Below are 22,586 nucleotides of genomic sequence, written 5' to 3'. Positions count from 1 at the left end.
ATTCTCCCCAGCTATACGTACGCAACCCAGCACTTGCCAATGGTGACATCGTATCGTCGACCGACACGATGTCACCATCCAGCCCTCAAACAGCAGCCTGCTCGATACCGGCTAGCTCGCCACGTAACAGCCGATCGCTCGGCGAAATTACGTCCATCAGCTCCGCCTCCGGATTTGACATGATACGTCGAAGTCCGTCGACATAGTCGGTCATCATCGCCTCAGCTGTGGTACCAAAAAACAACTCGGCGCTGTACTCCAAGCGACAATCGATCTCACTAGCGCCGCTTACCAGATGCAGAGTTAGCTCGTACGGCGATACACCGCGCTGGAAATCGAGAAGCTCGATCTCCAGGTCCGGCAACTCCAATAGGCGATGACGTTTCAGATAGTTAAACACAACTTGGAAGACCGGCTGCCTGTCTGGAAGCCTCTGTTCTGTCACCGCCTCGACAACGCTGTCGAAGGGTAGCTCCGCGTGCGCCTGCGCCGCCAAGACTTTTCGCTTCACCTGATGGAGAAGCTCGCCACACGTCAGCGTCTCCCCCAGCGCGATGCGAATTGACAGCGGATTAATAAAATAGCCGACGATATTATCGAGCTCGTCGCTGCCTCGCACGCTGTACGGCACGCCGGTGACGATATCCGCCTGCCCGCTGTGCCGATACAACAGTACAACGAAAGCTGCCAGCAGTACCATAGCCTCCGTCAATCCTTCATTTTGGGCAAACATCCTAATCAAGGCCGTCGTCGAGCCATCAATGAAACTCCTAACATGCGCGCCTGCATGATTCAGGCGATCAGGTTGCTTTCGGTCGGCAAAGAGATCGATGTACTCCCAACCCTTGAGCTCTCTCAGCCAGTACGCGCGCTGTTTCGCTAGCCGCTGCTGCGCAGTCTCGCTGCGCTGCGCCGCAGCGAAGTCTGCATACTGAAAACGCAAGGTCGGCAGGCTCGGTGAGCGCTTGTCGCGCAAAGCACTATAGACTACGGCCAACTCGCGCAGAAAAATGTCCATCGATACGGCATCTGTTATGATGTGATTCATCGATAAGATTAAGACGTGCTCGGTTGCTGCAGCCCTTAGAAGCACGGCTCGTAGTAGAGGCGCCTGCCGTAGATCGAAGGAGAAATTCACCTGCTCCAACCACGTCTTTTCGACCTCTGACGCCTGCTCTAGTTTGCTTAGCTGCGACAGGTCGCGCGATATCATCGACCAAGCGACACGCGTCACAAGATTTGCAACGGGCGCCTTGTCGGCTCGAACAAACGATGTGCGAAACGCCTCATGTCGGTCGATCAGAAGGCGGAAACTCTCTTGTAGGGCATCGACATTCAGCGCCCCTCGAATTCGCAGCCCTCCAGCAGTGTTTAGGATGGCTGCTTGATGTGGGGACTGATTGATGCGCCACAACCTTTCTTGCGCCAACGACAGCGGAATATTCCCGTTCCTTGGTATCGATCTAAGTTCTAAACCGCGGCTTGCTTCTTGATCCGCCTGTTGACGCTCCAAAGCAGTGGACAGTCCGAGAACTGTCGGATGTTCGAAGAGTTCACTAAGGGGAAGCTGTACACGGAGACGCTCCCTAAGAGCGTTAACGACCTTTACGGCAAGCAGCGAGTGCCCCCCGAGAGAGAAGAACGTCGCGTTCACATCAACCTGAGGGACCTTTAGAACTTCGCAGAAGACGTCGTGCACTGTTCGCTGCAATGCAGATTGGGGACGGGCTTCCGTCGATGCAATATCATTTCGCCACGACGAAAGCCGACCCATAGACCGGCTCAATGCTTGGCGATCCAACTTCCCTCCCAGCGTCGCGGGTAGCCGAGACGTATAACCCAGCAGGGATGGCTGCATATAGCTTGGAAGAGATCGCTCCAAGTATTCAGCGAACTCGGCAGTATTAAGATCCTCAGGACTGCACGCGATGAAAATTCCCAGCTCGCTTCTTTCGTGGTCGTAGCACGCCGCGCAAGGCCGATCGCGCAAATAGGTGGCGGCCACCCGCTCGATTTCTTCGAGTTCGACTCGATAACCCCTGACTTTAATCTGATTATCGACACGGCCAATGAACTCGAGCTCACCATTCGTTCGACGCCGGACTCGATCTCCAGTTCGGTATACAAATCCTCGAACCGCATGACGAATAAAAGCAGCCGATGTAGCTTCTTCGTCCTCAAGATATCCGCTACACACTCCAACGCCGCCAATGTGCAATTCACCCACAACGTTGTCTGGCACGCGGCGACCGTCCTCGTCGCAGACCACCCCGTCCATGTTGGGGAGCGGCAGACCGATAGGCACAGAAGCAGCGGAGTATGCACGGCTTGGATCGAATTCATGGATGAAGGGCCCGCAGGTCGTTTCTGACGGACCGTAAGAATTGATAATTCGTAGTCCTGCTGAGAGTTCGTGCACTCGTTGGGCTAACGACGTTGTAAGCTGCTCGCCCGCGAGCATGAGGCAGGACGTCGGCAGAACGTCCGCTGAAACCTCAGCCTCCAGTAGCATCGCCAGGTGCGACGGTACTACCTTGAAAAACTCAGGCTGCGTGTGCCGCATGTATGCCGCCATAGCATTCGGATCGAGTGCGGTGTGAGCGGGTACAATGTTAAGGCAGCGGCCGGTCGTTAATGCACCAAATGTGCAAGTATGCCCCAAGTCCGCGGCCAAAGTTGACGCCAGAGCCATCGAAGCTCCATCCGGCAACCCGAGCCGCGGCATCACGCCATCGACGTAGTTTAGAAGCTGCGCATGACTAATTGCGACGCCCTTTGGGTTTCCTGTGGAGCCAGACGTGAATACGACATAAGCTGTTGCGTCAGCGGTCAGGCGGGGCAGATGCACCTTGTCATTGGCTGTCGTTGCGCCACGTTCCACATCCTCAAGTGCAACCGTGCGAACCGGGACATCGACCAAGCTGGAGATTATGCGACTGTCCCCGACGAGTAAGGCGGCACGCGATCTCTTCAATTGATCCAAAACTCTGACGGGTGGGCATTTGGCATCGAGCGGCAGATAGGCACATCCGAGCTTCATTGCAGCGAGTATAGTAGCGACGAATTCGACTGGGTTCTCCATACAAATCGCGACAATGTCGCCGTCCGTCACGGCTAAGCGCGCCAATGCACCGGCAATAGCATCCACGCGCCGGTTCAATTGAGAATATTTCCAACGGGTGGCACCGGTCAAAACCGCTATACGTTCAGGGTACTTGCGTGCGCACGACTCGAACCGGCTATAGACGTTATCAACGACCGTCTCGGTATCAGTCGCCGGGTCGGCACTGGCCGGGCTTTTGACCGAGACAAGTGGAATCTGGGCCACGGGCGCATCATCCGATGTATGAGGCCAGTGGTTTATGAGAGCAAGCCAGGCCTCGACGAACTGCTCGAGGCTCTCGCGGCGCAAAATATCCTTATTCGATATGAACGATCCGCGTAACGCCTTACCGTCCTCATATATGTCTAGTTTGAGGTCGAACTTCGCATTCACCACCTCCAGATCGAATGGCTCGACCTCTAGACCGGGCAGGGACAACGTCTCCTGCGGCACATGCAATATGAACATCGCTTGCCAAAGCGGATCAATACCGGCGTCGCGATTACCGGCACACACTTCAACGACCTTTTCAAAAGGCACTTCCTGATTTGCAAACGCATCGACGCAGACTTGCTTCATTCGCGAGAGCATCTGCCCAAGCGTAGGCGCGCCAGCGAAGTCCGCGCGCAATGTCAAAGCGTTAACAAAGCAGCCAACTACGTCCATGAATTCTGGACGATCCCTTCCGGCGACGATGGTTCCAATGCCGAAGTCTTCTTGACCAGAGAACCTTGCTAGCAGCGTTGCATAGACTGTGATCAAGCTGACGAATAGAGACACTCCGTGCCTGGCGGAGGCTTTACGCAAAAGCGCAGTCGTCTCCTCATCAATCGCAAAGTCGATTTTGTCCCCGTTGTAGCTACGAGTTCGCGGACGCGGCGAATCCAGCGGCAGCTTGAGGATCGGCATTCCTCTCAGCGTCCGCTCCCAATGGGAAAGCGACTCTTGATGGGCATTTTCCCCAAAATACTTCCGTTGCCAGGTCGCGTAGTCGCAATACTGTAACGGCAGGACAGTGAGTGTTGGTTGCTCATTTCGAGCATACTTGGTGTAAACGTGAACCAAGTCTTTCACTAGTATTCCAACTGACCACCCGTCCGCGATGATATGATGGATCACCGCCAATAGAATATGCTCATTCGATTGCACCTTTATAAGGTGAACCTTTATTGGCGGGCTCTTTGTTAAGTCGAACTTTTGTCGGACGGCAGACCTTACGAACTCACGAAGATGCAAGGAGCGCTGCGTTGCTTCGACATGCGAAAGATCGGTAATACTGAGGTCCACTCGCGCGGCCAATAGAATTTTCTGATAGACATCATCGCCATCGACTACGAACAGAGTACGAAACGCTTCATGTCGTTGAAACACGTAGCTGAGCGAGTCACGAAGCAGTGTAGGATCGATGTGGCCTTTGAGTCTTACGCCTCCCGCCTCGTTGTAAGCGACGATATCCGGCGCTTTGTGTTGCATGTACCAGATCCGCTCCTGCCCAAATGAAAGCGGCATCAGCGATTCACGTGAGACCAACTGAAGATCTCCGCCGCGGGAGCTCATGCTACCGGCCTTCGTTGCGACAGCGCGGGTCCTGATGAGCGCAACGATGTGGTCGATAGTTGGGTTACGATAAACCTCGCCTGTCGAAATTCGAAAACCAAAGCGAGCCTGAAGTGCTGTAAGCGCTCGAACCAAGTCTATTGAGTTTGCTCCAACCTCTAGAAGATTATCGCGCGCTGCAAGATTAGCTACGCCGATTGCCTGGGAGACGAGGTGAGTAACCTCTTGTGAGAACGAATCGATCGAAGGCAGCCCGCTCACAGATCGAGCGTCTCTCTCCATATCGATCACGGGCAACGCTCGACGGTCCACTTTTCCGTTTGCAGTAAGTGGCACGCTCTCAATCCATATCAATACGTCCGGCACCATGTACGCCGGCAGTAGCGCCCTGAGCCCTTCCAGTATCTTCGCTTTATCGGTCATTTTTGACGGAGTAGTAAGGTAACCGGCTAGCGCCGTCTTACCATTGTACTCCGCCAAGTTTACGACGGCCGCCGCAGCACCTGAGACGCTTACGATGGCTGCTTCGATCTCTCCGAGCTCCACGCGGTATCCGCGGATCTTCACCTGGTTGTCTTGACGACCGAGAAACTCGATGCTCCCGTCCGGCATGAATCTCCCAAGGTCACCGGTTGCGTAGAGACGAGCTCCAGTGCTTGGGTGTTCAGTAAAACTGGCTGCGGTGCGCTGTGGATCCTTCCAATACCCGTCCGCCAGCCCGACTCCGCCGATGTAGATGTTTCCTTGCTGTCCAATAAGGCCGGGCTGAAGAGCTTCATCAAGCACGAAGATACTTTGGTTCGCTAATGCCTTGCCGTATGGGATGCTCGCCCATCTTGGATCTACTTCTTCGATTTCGTGAAAATTAGACCAAATTGACGCTTCTGTGGCTCCGCCCAGGCCGATAACTCTCGTTCGTTGGCCGTACTGGCGCCGGATACGTTCCGCAAGATTGAGCGGGATCCAGTCGCCACTGATGAGCGCCAACCGAAGTGTATGAAAGTCGCCTCTGCCAACGCCTGTGCGCTCGCTAAAGTCGACCATCAAATGCATCAGGGCTGGTACGGAGTTCCATACGGTTACGCTGTGCGTTTTCATCATGGACATCCAATGCCCTGGGTCCATGAGCCCTTGAGCGTCTGGCAGCACGAGCTTGGCTCCCGCCGACAGAGCACCAAAGATGTCGTACACTGATAGGTCGAACGTCAGTGATGACAATCCAAATAGAGCGTCGTCGCAGTTCACTCCGAACCGTCGATTGATGTCGTCTATAGTGTTAAGCGCCGCACCATGGGTAATCGCTACGCCTTTTGGCTCCCCCGTTGAGCCCGATGTGAAGATGACATAGGCCAAATTCGTTGAACCGTTCAGCGTTTCGTGCGCATGAACCAGAGTACCGGCCTCGGACAGGTTTAGTAACTCTTCCGTCACCGCGAGAGTGGGGATCATAACATCACCGATCCCCATATCAGTTGCGGTCTTCAGCACACAGCTCGCGCCGGAGATCTCTAGCATTTTACGTGCGCGTTTCACGGGAGCAGCGGCGTCTATCGGAACGTATGCGGCGCCCGCTCGCAGTACCGCGAGTGCTGCAACAACCTGCTCCCATCCCTTCTCCATCGCTATTGCAACGAGACCTCCAGAACCGATCCCGATTGCCTGTAGCCTGCGACTCAAGATGCGCGAGGCGTACTCAAGCACGCCGTAGGAAATGGTATGGCTGGAGGTGACAACCGCTTCCCGATCGGGCCTAGAGGCTGCCCACTGTAGGAAACGCGAGTGCAAACACTCTTTTGGCGGCGACGAAGGCAAACAAGTGCCCCTTAGCAAATTATCGCGCTGTCTTATGCATGAGAGGGCCTCAAACGGCTTGGCCTTGGACCACGATCCTTCGTCCGCGGCGAGTGATCGAACATACTCGAGATATGCGCTAAAGATCGTCTCAATCATCCCGATTGGGAACAACTCCTCGACGAAGTCCCAATTAAAGCCAATCCGCTTCTCGTCCCAAAATACCTGGTGATCGAGCCACACTTGGGGCGTCTGGGTGATCATATATTCGATGGCACCGAATTCACCCAAAATGCCCTGCGCATTTGTGGTCATCGGTAATGTGCTCGTAAACACCACGGGCAACGGAGCCGATGTTTTATTCGCACGCTTCGCAGCTATCTCTCTCAGCACACGCGTGCCAACAATTGAGTTGTCCAGGTCACTCCACAGTTGCGCCTGAACTTCGGATGCATGGTCGCTAAAAGTGCGGTCACCTCTCGGAGCAATCTGCGTTGGCGTCAACGTGGTGAAGTCACCTACGAGCTTATCGACGTCCGGGTGAAGCGGAAGACGATTGAAGGTGGTCAAGTTCAGGCAGAACGACTCACTTTTACACCAAAGCTGAAGGACTTCTGCAAAAGCCGTTAGAAAGCCGGCCGACAGCGTAAGGTTCCGGCGACCGCACCATTCCTGCCAGTTCTCGGTCTCCTTCTCCGTCAACGACTCGGTCAGTCGAGTGAACTTCGGAGCGCCAATATTTTGCGGATCTTTGGCGAGCGGCAATTGTGGAGCGGTTGGTAAATTCGGAAGACGATTGCTCCAGTATTCCCAGGCCTTTGCATACTGCTGGCCGCGTCGGAAAGCGTCAAGCGTCGACAGGTAGTCCTTGAAGGACAAACCAATAGTCGGCAATTTCGCTTCGGGCGTGGCATAGAGCGTCACAAGCTCCCGCGCAAAAATTAGCAGACTGGCTGCATCTGCGATGATCACGTCAAAGCCAAAATGCAGAATACCGCGCGATGCGCTGCAAATACTCAAGCGAACATCAAAAAGGGGCCATTTCCCCGTATCAAAGACATGATGTGACATTTCCCTTCGCACCGCGCCGAGTGCGCTCTCAACTTGCGAAGGTGACATCCACCGAAGATCTCTTTCGGACACTCGGAACGGGGGAACGTCACGGAGCACCTGCTGTTGGCCTGTCTCAAGAACGACAGCACGCAACATGTCGTGCCGTTCTACTATTTGAGCAATGGCGCGCGATAGGCGCCCTACGTCTAGTTGCCCGACAGCTAACTCCAGGTACACATGGGCACTCGTATTGCCCAGTTCGAACGCACTATCCCGACCGATCCAATAGATTTGTTGAATTTCGTTGAGCGCAAACGGTTCAAAGCGCTTTCCTGGCTCATGGATTATGCTCGGCCAAGCTTGACCTGTTTCCGCGGCACTTTCCCGATCGGTGGATCGAGTACACTCGGTCAAATGTGCGGCCAGAGAGGTTATAGTCGGCGTCGCGAAAAGCTGCCTCAGCGGCACCTTTACACCAAACTGCTTGCTCACCTCGGCGACGAGCCTGCTCGCTAGGAGCGAATTGCCCCCTCGTTCGAAAAAATTGTCCTCAGCCGCGAGGTCCGTCGCCCCTAAAATGCTCTCCCAAGTGTCGCGCAGGGTTCGTAAGATAGCGGCATCGGGACCAATGCCCGTTTGCATCTCGTCCTGGCTCTGAGCAGCTTCGCTGCGTACGATCTCAATTGCAGGCGCGCTAGCCGCATCCAGGAGAACCGTATCCGTACCATACACATGCTGTGCGATGGTCTGTTTGGATTTGTTTAACCCGACGAATAGCGTCGGCGCGGAGCCGCAAAGAGCTTCTTCGAGCGAAACCAGCGCCTCAGCAGCGCCTAGGACATCAAATCCCTTACCTTCAATCAGTGACAGTTGATCTGCAGTGAACCCCTTCGCCGATCCGATGCCGTGCCATGGCGTCCATGCCAAACACCGAACATCAAGGCTCCCATGTTGCGACCGCTTTCGGGCATATTCTGCCTGGAACCCGCAAACCGCAGAGTAGACCGCTGCATCAAGGCCTCCAAAGTAACTGTTAACTGAGGAGAAAAGCACCAATAGCGCCTGCGGATTCTTCGAGCGCAAGAATTGCGCAATGGTCACAGTTCCCAGCACCTTCGAAGCATACGCTCCTTGAGCCGCGTCCCATGATTCCTCCTGAAATGACTTTTGCTCGAATACGCTAGCAAGGTGAAACGCACCGTCTAACGAGGCAATTCCTGCCTGCTTTGCACTTTCTAAGGCGCTTTCCAGCGACGCGCGGTTACCGACATCGGCCGCGGCGTAACAAGCGCGAACGCCGATGCGCTTTAGCCACTCCAGTTCCGTGGTGATGGCCGCGTTCAAAGGCCGCCGCCCCACAAAAACAACGTTGATGCGATAAGATTGTGCGAGATGCCGAGCAAGGACTCGCGCAATACCTGAGCATCCGCCCGTTATTAGATAGTTTCCTCCGGTTCGAAGAGGCGTTGTCGCACTCTCCATGTCGAGGTCAACTGGCTTCAAGAGCGGGACGAGCCGCTGCCGCCCACGGTAGACGACGAGCTCGTCCTTGCTAAGTGCATAAGCCTCTGCGATGCTCAACTTTGCAGCATCATCGACTGTCGTCCCGCGAACCTCGACCGATCTGACTTGCAACCAGCCGAGTTCAGCCGTGAGGGTCCGAAGGAAACCTGACATCCACTCGGTATGCGACTCAAATTGAGTGCCCCTATCGTCAGTTGGAACGTGGGAGCAAATTATCAAAGTCGCAATGCTTTGAAAAAGCTCACGGCCCGACCGACTGGAAAGCGCTTGAAACAATGATAGGAGAGTCGAGAACACTTCTGCAAAATTCGCAGATAGGTTCGCTTCATGCTCCTTGCTACAAAATGCCTGCGTCGGCGCCACGAAATAGACTGTTGAATACTTGCGTCCGGTCGCACTTAATTCGACCAACTGCGATTCGAAGTCGTGAATTGACAGCGATTTTGGCCGATCCGGAATCTCGACAAACGATACATCCGCGTTTGTATATCTTAAGCTCTCGATAAGCTGGTGACAGAGCAGCCCCTGAGGTCCAACAACAAGGGCGTTAACGGATTGCATTTCAAAGGGCAATGACGTGCGCTGCTTGGGTACAAGTACAGGTGCATAGACATCGCGCGCCGACGCAGCCGCTTTCTCCGCGCTCTGTAATTCTTCTTGCGCATTTGCAAACGTGCTCACGTCTAGCGAACTGCGCAGCCTCTCTCGCTGAACCTTGCCACTGGTCGTCTTCGGAAAGTCTTGTTCTCTAAGCGCTACAACACGACAAGCATTCAGATGATACCGTTTCGCAAGGAGTCGCTGGACGTCCGCCCGCCCCCTTCTTTCGTCCTCCTCGCGCGGCCCTTCCGGCACGAAGAATACAGCCACCCCCTCTGTACCGCGAACCGAATCCGTTGCGGCCGTGCAACAGACAAAGCCAGCCTTCACCGACTCCAGTTTACCGACCGCTTCCTCCATCTCATAACAATGATAGTGCACGCCGCGTATGATGATGATTTCTTTCTGTCTTCCCGTGATCACCAACTCACCGCGCCCCACGTAACCGAGGTCACCGGTGCGAAACCAACCATCAGGGGTGAAAGCCGACCGGTCGACCGCTCCGTTACTCCAATAGCCTGGAACAACGACCTCCCCTGACACCTGAACCTGCCCAACCGACCATTCAGGCACAATTTCATCTGCGTCGTTTGCGATTCTCACACTGACCCCCGGAATTGGGGATCCAACCGGTACGAAGGTGGCCGTACTCTCGGAGCGACTAACGAGCTCAAGGTGCGATCGCGAACTACGCTCGTTCACGAAATGCACATTCTCGCAATCGCTTCCATAGGTGATGGCTGTGCTTAGCTCTGCCATCCCATATGCTGGCCGGATTGCCGCCGCTGTAACCCCGAAACGGCCAGCAGACGCAATGAAATCTTCGATAGTCGAGTGTGTTGCCTGCTCCCCGGCATTCACAAAATGCCGCACGGACCTAAGATCCCAAGTCCGATCCAGGCTATTCTTCAAGTGCTCTGCTAATAATCGGTATCCGAAATTTGGTGACCAAGTATGCGTCACCTTAAATCGCTCAATATAATCGCACCAAGCCAGAGGCTCTGCGGTGATTCTGGCCGTATCGACGTGTATCTGTACACAACCGTTGTAGAGGTCCTTCAGGTGACACATCAATAGTGGCGCCACATGATCCAGTGGCAGCCAATTTAGCGTAACATCGTCAGGTCCATATTTATTGAACACCGTTGTTGATTGGATGTGGCAGATGATATTCTGGTGTGTTTCGATAACGCATTTTGGTGTTCCAGTGCTACCCGAAGTCAATTGTACGAATGCGACATCTGTGGGCGCCAGTTGTGGAAGGCTTGGATCATCCAGATCTGCCCTTACTTCTGCGTTATGCATCCGGTTCTGAAGTTTGTTTTCACCGAGTAAGGTCGCGAGCTTCGGAGCTAAGCTGGTCGATGCGACGACAGCGGCGCCGGGAAATAAGCGGCAAACGCTCATTAACTTTTCGCTACCACGACTATTGCCGCTGTAGGTCGCCGATACATCAACCACAATCGGGCGAATTCCGCTTAGTATGCATCCCCACCAATTGATAAAGAATACGCGCTGATCCTCGATCTGAAATATAGCGACATCGCCTTTGTTAAGGCCCAATGATTGCAATAAAGCTGCCTTCCCTTTTGCCTCCGAATACAGTTGCGAATAACTAAGGAAGCTTGCATCACCGTCAGCATCAATGAGCCAAAGCCCTCGATGATCTGGAAGCTTCGACGCAACCCGCAGAGCCTCCACCAAAGTCGTTGGCATTCTACGATCAAGCTCGAACGGCTCCCCGGTCAGCAAGGATGGTTTGCGCGCTGTTTTAGCCTCAGTAGGTCTGTCGACGGCGAGCGAGGGTATCGTTTCAGATGCTGGCGCTAATGGTGCCCTGTCTGCCTCCAAGAGACAAAGCTCATCGAGCTTACCGGTGGAATCGTGGACAAACCGCTCAACAAAGCAGACTGAAACAGAATGCTGCCTGAAGAGAAGGCGAGCGAGTGCGCGTTGGAAGCGTTTAGTATCGATGCGATCATCGGCCGGCACGACGAAAAGAACGGGATCGTGGTTTGGTCTGCTTTTCACCACGGCCGCATCACGCACCTCCGGCATGGAGAGAGCGCCCCGTAGTAAGGACGAAGCTGTTAAGCCATCGGCGAACGTTTGATTCGCAAGGTCCTCTTTCAACACTGCTACCGAACCGTCTTTCAAGCGCTTACCTCGCATTGAAAGGCTAATCGGCGGCGATCCAGGATTAAAGGCGTGCAATTCTCCGACAGCGCCTACCCATGCTTCGGCGCCATTTCGGCGTAGCACCTGATATGGCTGGTTGCCTCTTGGAATACGAACGTACTTCTCATCTGGAGCCTCCTCCCAGCGACTGAACTGCGTCTGTCCGTCGCCGTTGACACCAGCGAATGCGATACACGCCTTTCGCAAGTGTGTGAAAGCTTCACGCGGCGCTACGGCCAACGCTCTCCAATTGGAAAGCACTTGAGCCACGCCAGGCATGAGCGAAGCGGCTTTCAATAGATCTCGGAGCGTCGGAACGCACAGAATTCGCTCCTCTACATTTGCGCCCAATGATGCGGCGCGAGCCCCATCAATATCGTCGACAACCGTCAAAGTGCCTCCGTTCCGGATGGTTGCCAAAAGACACTTTATCAAGAACGGATCATCCAGTGTGCCGACGAAGAGAATCTCGGATCCGCGATGCAGCTGCAAGATTTCGGCAAGCTGGTCACTTAGCTGGCACACAGTGTCCGACGTATATCCATTCACCCAGGACCGCAGAACGCAGTTACGCGCCTCGCCTTCCGCGAGATTGGTAATGCGAACCTCTATGTTAGCGTAAAAGCAGGCGACAATTTCGAGGAGAGTTTCGATCTCGGCGCATGCGCCAACACTTATCGCACGCACATCGTGGTTCACCTCGTTGAGGTGAGCGGTTCGTTGACGAGCGTCACGCCGGAGATCGGCATACGATATCTGACGCTTCGAGCCAGACGACACCAAACGTAATGCGATGGCTTCCGGCACCTGTTGCGCACAACAATCGAGCCAGCCTTTAAGATCGCCGCGACCACTTTGTTCTGTAGCAGCCGCAGGTCGGAGAACATCTACCAATTTGTTCATCTCACAAATCTCCGTACCATTCTTTCTTGCGTTAGCGTCGATCGTCGACCGCCCATAACTCGGCGTTATCACGCGAATCGTCCCTTACCTTGGCGTCATAGAGGCCATTGACAGAAAGACCGAAGAGCATCCTCGCGGCTTCTGCCGAAATCTGTCCCACTTTCTAGTCTTGAGAGCTCATTCCTCTGCACGACGTCCCACACCTGACTTGCCGGCTCACGAACTTTGACTCGAGCAACACGCAGATGTCGCGCGCGCTCATTGACGATTTCTGAGACACACGCTCGCAAGAGCCGCACCTTTTGCCTGATCCGCCTTCTGATCGGACAAAGCTCTGTTGCTTGGATAGAACGCAAAGCTCGCCAAACCGGGCATGCTCGACAAGCCAACATTGGCGAGCCTGACCCTCCCCATCGCGTAAGACAATATTGCACGCAAGATCTCGCGCGCTTCGGGGATCGACGCCGATGCAAGCGATCGAACTCCCAGTTGGCGCCAATAGAAGGAAAGACCAACCGATCTGATGTTACCCATGCGGACGATGCAGCGAACCCAGTCTAGATCGATCCCTTGCTGCAAGTCGTATCGCCGCCCGAAGGTCTCCCTGCAGAGGGCTCGCATCTCTCCATCATCAGCGCAAAAGGTCTCACAACCACCGAGCAGCCTGTATCGCGGCATCGCCTGCACCTTACAGGTCTAGCATCATGACAAGGAGCCGCGAGCGGCCCGCCCTGCCAGCTCGTGGAAGCACTGGACCATGCTGGCTGCCGTCTCCTGGGCGAACAATCTCTTGTCGAACTCGATGTAGCCGGACGTCCCTTCCTCACTCAAGGTAACCGACGCAGTGATATCTACAACGCTATGCTTTGGAGTATAGTGCACCGGACTGACGTCTAGTCCGCGCAGTCGAAGATTGTCGTTGAGGACGATTTGAGGCGCGAACAAAACTTGGTACAGAGGATTCCGGTCTGCATTACGCGTAACCGCCACAGCGGATACAATCTTCTCAAATGGTGCGTGCGAGTGCTCCATGCCATTGACGACTTTGGCATGAAGTTGGCTCAGAAATGCCGTCAGGTCCACATCGTCAGGTATCCGCATTTTGATCGGCATTGTGTTCGCAAACAGACCAATTGTATTTCGAAAGCGTGAGTCATCCCGGTTTGCCACGGGCATCCCCACAACAATATCGCTACTGTCAGAAAACTCGTGCAGCATAAGCATGAATAGAGCGAGAAGAAGAGTGTATCCCGTAGTCCCGCGATCACGGGCCAGTTGCGAGAGAGCTGCGCAATCTAGACTCGATAGAGCCAAGGGAATGCGGTGCACGCCAACCGCGCGACTGTGGCCGAGGTGATAATCGGTCGGAACACAGAACTCTCCCGCGCCCGCAAGCTCATGCTTCCAATACTCTAGTCCTGCGGCGATTTTTTCGGCGGTACCATTATCAAGTTGCGCTGTAGCGAACTCGCGGTACTGAGCCTTTGCATTCGGCAATGTCAGCGGTTCACGAAATGCATGATGAGCATAAAGAGCCTCGAACTCGGCAAGCAATATTCCGTTCGACCATCCGTCAGCGATAATGTGGTGCATCTCAAGAGCGACATAGCGTTCTTCGGGATTACACCTATAGACATGAATTCTCATTAGAGGTGCACGACCCAGATCAAACGGTTTGCTGAGCTGCGCATCGATCAGATCCTCGATCGCCGCCTTGTCCATACTCGCGCACTCGATCTGGATGATTTCAAACGGGATCTCTGGTTCAATACACTGGTAGGGGATACCGTCATCGTTCCCGAAGGACGTCCGCAGCGCTTCATGTCGGGCCACAATCGCCCGAGCTGCAGACGTTAAGGCGGATACATCCAGCTGTCCTCTAACATGGAACACCGCCGACATGTTGTAGGCCGTCCCGGAAGGATCCATCTGGTTCAGAACCCACATGCGCTCCTGCGAAGACGACAATGGCAGGACAGTTCTCTCCGCTGGAGCGGCGTTGAGAGCTGCTTGATCCGGCTCTTGTGAGATCGTCCGATCGCCTTCTGTTGCGATTCGTTTTACGATATCGCGTAGTGAAGTACCCGCGCCCATCAGCAGCTTGAGCGGCAAGCTGCAGCCAAACGCGCCCATTATCCGCCGTCTAAGTTCCAAGATTTCGAGAGAATCCAGGCCAAGGCCAGCGAGTGTCTTATCGTAATCCAGATCGCCAATAGCCTGCCGTCCCTCAGACAACGTACCGAGCAGCCAGCGTTCGACGTCCCCTTCCCCAGGCAAGGTTAGTTGGGCCATTGCTCTCGGCGCTTCGAGAGATTTGTGCTCTGCGGCAACAACTCTTCTCAGAAGTCCTCTTGCTGTCGCATCTGGAAACAGCACCCCAAAATCGCGCCAGTTAACCGGGGTGACGGAGGCAACTGCAATCGGCGATCCCACCAAATCGCCAAACGCGCTAATCCCGGTCGACGGCGAAATTGCCCAGTCAAGCGGCAGTAGCCCCGATCCACCGCGGGCCTCCGCGGCCGCTCTCATTCCTATCCCTGTCCAATCACCCCACGCGATACTGAGTGAAGCAAGTCCAGCCTGGCGACGGTGTCGAGAAAGCGCGTCGAGAAATCCATTGGCGACCGAGTACGGAAGCAAATTCTTCCCAAGCGCCCCCAGCAGGCCCGCCCACGAAGAGAACAGAGTGAAAAAATCAAGCGTGGTATCAAGAAACAATCGATGGAGATTCAGGGCCCCGCGGATCTTCGGATCCATCACAGCCCTGGATCGCTCCAAGCTGATCTCCTCGAAGGGCCCGAAATCAGGAGCAACTCCCGCCGCATGCAACACACCTGCAACTCGCGGGACACCCTGGCGATACAACTCGTTGATCTTGGTCGACACCTCCGCGAAATCTGTCACGTCCACTCGCACCGCGTGCACGACCGCTCCGCTCGCCTCAAGCTTCAGCAGCTGGCGGATGCAATCTGCATGAGGGGTTTTTCGCTTTACTTCGTCGGGCCAGGCTTGCCTCGGCGGTAACTCGCGGCGATGGCACAGGATCAACGTCTTGGCACCCTGTTCGACGAGCCGAGCTGCGAAGAGCAATCCCAGCGCCCCGAGTCCGCCGGAAATGAGATAGCTGGCGCCTGGTCTTACAACGACATTTCTCTTGGGCTGCTCTCGCAGACGCCGCGACTGCTCGACTAACACCGGTGCGAATATTTGTTCTCCCCGGAGCGCGACCTGTCTCGGAGCGTTCGCAGTGGTTTCCCTCATTACCAGGGCAGCAAGCTTTGCTGCCACCCCCGGCATTGCAATATTTTGGCCGAAATCGATTACTCTCGTCTCAGGTGAGTTAGCTTCGTATTCGAGAACCCGACCAATACCGAGTGCGAGCGAGTTGTAGACATTAATCGATTGATCCACGTCAGGGATATTTACGGCGTTTTCCGTAGCGATATGTAACGTGTGCGCCTTTCGCTTATTAAATACGGAACAGACCTTAGCGATCAATATTGAACAGTCGTAGCAAAGATCTATTGCTAGCCGCGAAGCCGCCTCATCTATTCCGACCGCCGGTCCCACGCCCAACGGTATGAGGTTCAGCACGCGGATCGTTTCACGCTCGTGTCGATCGAAAACGAGGCCGAGGACCCAGTTGTAATGATCTTCTCGCGTGCGATCGATCACGAAGTCGTCGTTCGTCTGCCTGAATTCCGTTCCAAATTGAACGACGTAAACCGTACCGCCTCCCTCACGTAACTTTTGAGCCACCGCGTCAGCTAAGGGTCGATCGACCGCGAACAATATGGCCACGTCATCGCATCGCGCGTGCCGAACCTCCAATAACGGAGAGGCAACCGGAAGCCACTCGACATCAAAATAGATTCCAGCGCGCGGGCCCCCGCTTATGGATGGAGAGTCGTTTACCTTCGCGAGCGGACGTCCATCGACCGCTTCAACTAAGGCATGCGGCTCTTCGCCGGTATTAGTTGAGTCGCTTTCAAGCCGATTGTACGGGGTTTGGACCGCGATCCCGGGTTCACACGTTGCACCCCCGTCAAGGCGACCCTGCAGCAAAGAAATACGCAGCAGGCCTTCTTTGACCAGGTCACTGCTAGGACCAAAGTCCAGAAGACAGGCAATCTCGTCAACGCCAGCGGACTCCAGTCTTCGAACAAATGCCTGGCAACTATCTAGAGTGCCAATCAGGGAACGGCTTGCGTAAAACCGATCGAAAAGAATCTCCGCGAATTCGTCAACGCTTGCGTGGATAGTCTCGCGAGCATTTACACCACGCGCGATCCCGCGGCTTTCAGCAAGCCTCCCGAAAAGATCAATATTAGATTTGAGAAATTCACAATACGGGCCTTTCGCAGCGGAAATCGCTGCGGCTTCGCTTTCCGCAATATACGTATGCAACATAACAGTGACGGTGCCCCCCTTAGGGTCCAGTCCGGCACTGCGGCGCGCGTCCCGATAAAGCGCTATCCTTTCACCAAGTTGATCGATATCGACGTCAAGCATATGCGTAAGCAGATTGACTCCTGCCGCTCCAGCACGTTGGAACGTTGAGGGCGAGCGACCGACCGCAATCCACATTGGCGGCATCGATTGTACAGGCGGTGGGTACACGTTCACTTTGGTGGCACTGCCTAAGCCATTGATGACGGCGGCTGCACCCGTCGCCCAGATCTGCCGAACAGTTTCAAGCGATGTAAACAAGAGATCGGCACGTCCAGCAAACCGATCGCGCTTGAACGCAAAGTCGTCCGGATTCCATCCAGATGCGAACCCAAGGCCAACTCGTCCATTCGAAAGATTGTCTATCGCGGAGAACGTCTCGACCACGTGTGCCGGGTCGTGAAGAGGAAGCACGATCGACCCTGTCCTCAAAGAAACACGCTTGGTGATTGCAGCAAGCGAAGCTAGCACGACAGACGGATTGGAAAACAATCCACCAAGGCGCGAGAAGTGGCGCTCAGGAAGCCATACCGCGGCGAGCCCATTGTCGTCGGCATAGCGTGCACAATGGTGCACTAGCTCGTATCGGTCCACGGCGGTATCTGCATTGCCGCCAAAAAACATCAATCCAAATTTCACTGGTTTGTCCCTAGGCAATAGCTTTGAGCGACGACGACTTTCTCAGTGTTGCTACCGCGACCAGCAGTGGCACCAAGCCAGTCTGTTGAGCTTCTTCTGTCGCTTCCACTATGTTGACCTGCCACTCTCCATTGGTTCGGCAAACCACATGGGTAGAAAGTGTGATTTCGTCAGAGCAGCTGCTCTCGAGGACCCTTGGAAAATAGCTGAACTCGTTCAGAACGCTGTCGGCGAGCGACATCACTTGGCGAGCGGCTGCCACAGCTACGTTCCGCAATTCCATCTCGATTGCACTGCGTCCGAGAGTTCGATCGACGGTGACCGTAATCGAACTCGGGAGAGCGGGTACAGGAACGATCTGACCGAAGTCTTGACCGTTGACTTCGGTGGAACGTTCGGAGTCAAGTTCGCGCACACCGTCTGCATCATCGAATGACCGACCATGCCTCGAAATATATCGGCAGAATTCGACTACCGAGACATACTGGTAGGTATCGCCACTCGACAGAGATCTATCCGTCAACCCTTCAGAGTTGAGTCGTCGAATGAGATCGACTCGCATCGCAGCGTCCATGCCGAGTTCGTTGAACGTAATGAAGTCGTCATCGACATCAGACGGGGTTAGTCCGCATATCTCGGCGAGATGTCTTCTGACTACGGCAAGAATTGACACGACGTTGTCATTGGCTACTTCGGATTGTTCCGATTCTAGCGCTGGGCGTTGATCTTCGAGTGGCGCGCTGGAACTGACAGCTGAACTCGGCTTCGCGTCAGCTTGTGCGCCTACCTGATTGGCAAGATGAAGCGTGAGAGCCTTGATGCTGGGGTTCTCGAAGACTGAGGTGCTGGTGAGTTCAAGCGTCGATCCTAGATCATGCTTTAGTCGCTTGATCATCTCAACGCCCATCAGAGAATCTAGGCCAAACTCAAAAAAGTTCGTGTCGTCATCAAGCTGTTCCGGTTCGACAAACAGGATGTCTGCCAAATGCTTTCGGACTAGCGAAGCGATCGTTACAAAGCGTTCATTGGACATGGCGTGGTCACAATCCGAGTACTAGAGGTTTCGTTCGGCACCGAAAGGCAAGCCGATCTCAGTCCAGAATTTTTGCTTGGCCAGGGGATAGGTCGGCAGCACGACCAGATTGCGGACATAGTCTATGTCGAAGCCGAGCCAATCGACCTTGACACCCGCGAGGTAGAGGTTGGCGAGACTCCCGAGCAGCGTTTTCCAAGGGCTTTGCGTTCGACGCATCGAAAGGAGCCACTCATTCCTTCGCACCTCATCTTGCTGCGACCCGAGATTGGTGAGAATTGGTTGTGGCCCGATCTCGATGAAAGCGTTAGCCTCCTCTGAGAGCAGCAGGCGAATTGAATCAGAAAAGCGTACAGATGCTCTGACATGACGGGCCCAATACCGCGCATCCATAATGCCATCCGTGAACGAACCAGTGACATTCGACACCAACGGAATTTTCGGCTTGCGGAAGGAAATTCCCTCGGCCACCGCGCGGAATGGATCGATCATCGGATCCAGCAAGCGAGAATGAAAGGCATGCGAGACTTCAAGGAAGCTCGTGCCGACACCCTTTCTCTGCAGCGAGGCCTGATAAGCTACAAGTTCAGATTTGCGGCCCGAGACCACGATCTGCGCAGGACTGTTGATCGCTGCCACATCAATACCCCGGTCCATCTGACGAATCTCAGCCAACACCTGATCGACGGGGCCCTCCACGACCAGCATTCCGCCTTCGGCGCTCGTTGATTGCATGAGCCTGCCACGAGCCGCCACTAGCTTAAGGCCATCTGATAGTGACATGACCCCCGCAACAGTCGCCGCCACTAGCTCCCCCACGCTGTGGCCTAGAACGACATCTGGCGAAATGCCCCATCGTTCCCAAAGCTTCGCGAGACAGTATTCAAGAACGAATAGGCAAGGTTGAGAGTATTCTGTTTGATTTATTAAGGAATCTGATTCACCCTCAAACAAAACGCTTAGAACCGGGCGAGACATGTGCGGCTTCAAGAGCTCCGCACATTCATCGATCAGGTCCTTAAAGTATGGGCTACTTTGATAGAGCTCCTTTCCCATTCCCCGATACTGCGCACCTTGGCCAGTGAACAAGAAGACAATCCTCGGCCTTCGCGCTTCTTTCGAAGAATCCCTAAACTCAAAACGCTTCTGTTCCATCATCTTCAAGCCGTCCGCCGTCGTGGCGGCGGCAACGATTGTTCTTACCCGGCCGTGTTCACGTCTCGTATTCAACGTGTAACCGATATCAGCACAATCTTCCGTGCTGGATTCCGCCGCGAAGCGCTCGATGCGCCGCTGTAGTCGATCAAGAGAACGATCGGAAAATGCCCATAGATGGAGCGGTCGTTCCATGTGAAGCTGATGCTTCGCGCTTGAACTCTGACGCATCGGCGGAGTGTATCGCTCGACGAGAATGTGCACGTTGGTGCCGCTCAGGCCAAAGGAGCTCACCCCACCACACAACCGACCACCCCTCGGCTCCCAGCCACTCATAGTTTGAGGCAGGTTCAACTTAAGCGCCTGCCAGTCGACGAGTTTGTTTGGATTAGGGCAGTTGATATGCGCCGGAACCGCTCCGTTGACCAAACACATTACGAGCTTCTGAAAGCCGGCGACGCCAGCTGCCGCCTCAAGATGACCAATATTGTTCTTAACCGAACCAACCATCAAGGGAAGAGAACGACGACTAAAAGCTTCCCCGAGCGCGCGTATTTCAATCGGATCTCCAAGCTGCGTGCCAGAACCATGCGCTTCGATGTATCCCACCTCGCCTGGATCCACGCCACTTCGGCTCAGTGCCGCATTAAGTAAGCCAACTTGAGCGCGCCCGTTTGGTGCTGTGAGCCCATTGCTTGCACCATCATGGTTCATCGCGGACGAGACAATCGTCGCTATAATATTGTCATTCGCCAGCTCCGCGTCTTTCAGACGCTTCAACACGATGACGCCACATCCTTCACCGCGAACGTAACCGTCCGCGCCATCGTCGAAAGCGCTTTGCACCCCTCGCGCAGAGAGGGCATTAAGCCTGCAGAGAGCCACGTACTTATGGGGTGAAATAATCGCATTCACACCGGCCGCCAATGCCACGTCGCACTCAAAAAGTGCGAGGCTCTGGCACGCCAAATGTATTGCCGACAATGCCGACGAACATGCGGTATCGAGTTGAATTACCGGCCCGCGAAAGCCGAGATGGTAGGCAACGCGACCTGCAGCGATACTGCGTGCAGTGCCGAGCGCATTGTAAACCGTGATGTGGTCCAACGCATCGCTGCTCAAATTTAGATGTGAGTAGTCATCGTTACTCAGTCCGACAAACAGCCCGCAGCTGTTCGCGCCGCTAGTAACGACTTGATTAGCTCGCTGCAACGCCTCCCACGCAACCTCGAGCAACAGACGTTGCTGCGGATCTATGCCGTGGGCCTCTCGGGGGGATATATTAAAGAAGGACGCATCGAAAAATTCGATACCATTCAGAAACGCCCCTCTATCCGTGTAGATTAGACTGCTTCGCGAAGCATCTTGATCCCGATATTTTTCCGGATCGAATCGAGTCTCCGGAATGCGCGACACCGCACTTCGCTCTTCAGCAAGAAAGCGCCAGAACTCCTCTGGGGAATTGCAGTCACCCGGAAAGCGACAAGCCATACCAACCACAGCGATCTTGTCGGAAGAAGCTTGTGACCTTGATCTACTCAACGTTGCACCATGCCATGTCGCACAAAACGCAATCTTGACGTGCATCCGATATGGCGGTAATTCCATCGCATGTCAATTGATGTTGCTGCGCATCGAGTCAAATAGCAGCGGAAGTAGGTGTACGCATGTGGTGTAAATTTCAGTGGGAGATGCGGGTACACTACTTCATGATGTCGTCACGATCTCTCAATAGACTATTTCGTTCGCGTCTCGCCGACTAAAGAGGAGGCCGAATGGATGCGCAGAGAGTGGCTCGCCCGCAGGTCCGCTATCGCTCGCGGCGATCAAAGGTCCGCACGATGAATGGTCACGGTCGCAAAAATCGCGCGCGCAGACGTTCTCATGAAGCCGGTAGAAATTTGAGGAATGACAGCGGAATGCTCTCCGACATTAGCGGCGAAGCTCTCGAGTTGCTCAAGCCTGTAGACGAGCTTCCTCTATTACATGAGCGCGCGCTGCGCGTCCGGCTCGTGCTTCTACAGACAACGCCCGATGTCTTTGCGGGAACGACCGGAACAATTGCTGCGACACTGCGAACCAGTTATCGATCGAAAATGACGCATTTGATCTCGCGTGCAGGTTCGAGACTTCATCGTGAATACAGAAGCATCAACTCGAGCGGATCACCACCGACTTGCGCCGCTCGGCAGCCAAAGCGCGATATCAGAGGGGCTAGCAATCTCATATGACCGCACTTAAAGGCTGCCAGATGTCCAGATCTAGCCCAACTGCTTGCGCCCAAAGTTGAAAGCTGTAACGACTGAACCGCCGTAGACCAGATCTGCAGCAGTGCCCCCGTGAATTGTGATGATGTGCCGGCCTGCTAGTTCGAATTGCCGTCCTCAAGCGCTTGTGCGGACCGAGATGCTCAGGACGAGTCAGCTAGTGATGGGATCAAATTTGAGGTTCGATCATAACGTCGGATTTATTCGACGCGTAGTTTCCCTGCATTTTGTCGTTTCTACCAATTTTTGGATCTTCGCTTCCAGGATTGGTAGGTGGCTTCCAATTTATCCGAGACAGCACCTGGGACGAAATCGCCCGCCGAAGCGGAGAGAC

At 54.6% G+C, this 22,586-nt stretch carries 4 protein-coding genes; all 4 read right to left on the bottom strand.

The window, feature by feature from the left end; genetic code table 11:
• Positions 1-85: 85 nt before the first annotated feature.
• Positions 86-12,709 carry a non-ribosomal peptide synthetase gene (locus J2R78_RS43785; RefSeq protein WP_253610486.1) on the bottom strand — a complete coding sequence of 4,208 codons (12,624 nt, stop codon included), beginning with the start codon at positions 12,707-12,709 and terminating at the stop codon, positions 86-88.
• Positions 12,710-13,411: 702 nt separating this feature from the next.
• Positions 13,412-17,797, bottom strand: coding sequence for a MupA/Atu3671 family FMN-dependent luciferase-like monooxygenase (locus J2R78_RS43780; protein WP_253610487.1), 4,386 nt, complete (start codon positions 17,795-17,797; stop codon positions 13,412-13,414).
• A gap of 10 nt (positions 17,798-17,807) precedes the next feature.
• On the bottom strand, positions 17,808-18,830 hold the full coding sequence (locus J2R78_RS43775; protein ID WP_253610488.1) for an acyl carrier protein: 1,023 nt from the start codon (positions 18,828-18,830) through the stop codon (positions 17,808-17,810).
• A 21-nt stretch (positions 18,831-18,851) separates the two neighbouring features.
• Complete coding sequence (locus tag J2R78_RS43770; protein ID WP_253610489.1) at positions 18,852-21,593, bottom strand: type I polyketide synthase; 2,742 nt, start codon at positions 21,591-21,593, stop codon at positions 18,852-18,854.
• Positions 21,594-22,586 lie beyond the last annotated feature (993 nt).

Source organism: Bradyrhizobium sp. USDA 4538 (assembly GCF_024171045.1).
GTDB lineage: Bacteria > Pseudomonadota > Alphaproteobacteria > Rhizobiales > Xanthobacteraceae > Bradyrhizobium > Bradyrhizobium australafricanum.
Note: the sequence above shows the minus strand (reverse complement) of the source record. Positions and strands in the feature narration are given on the sequence as shown.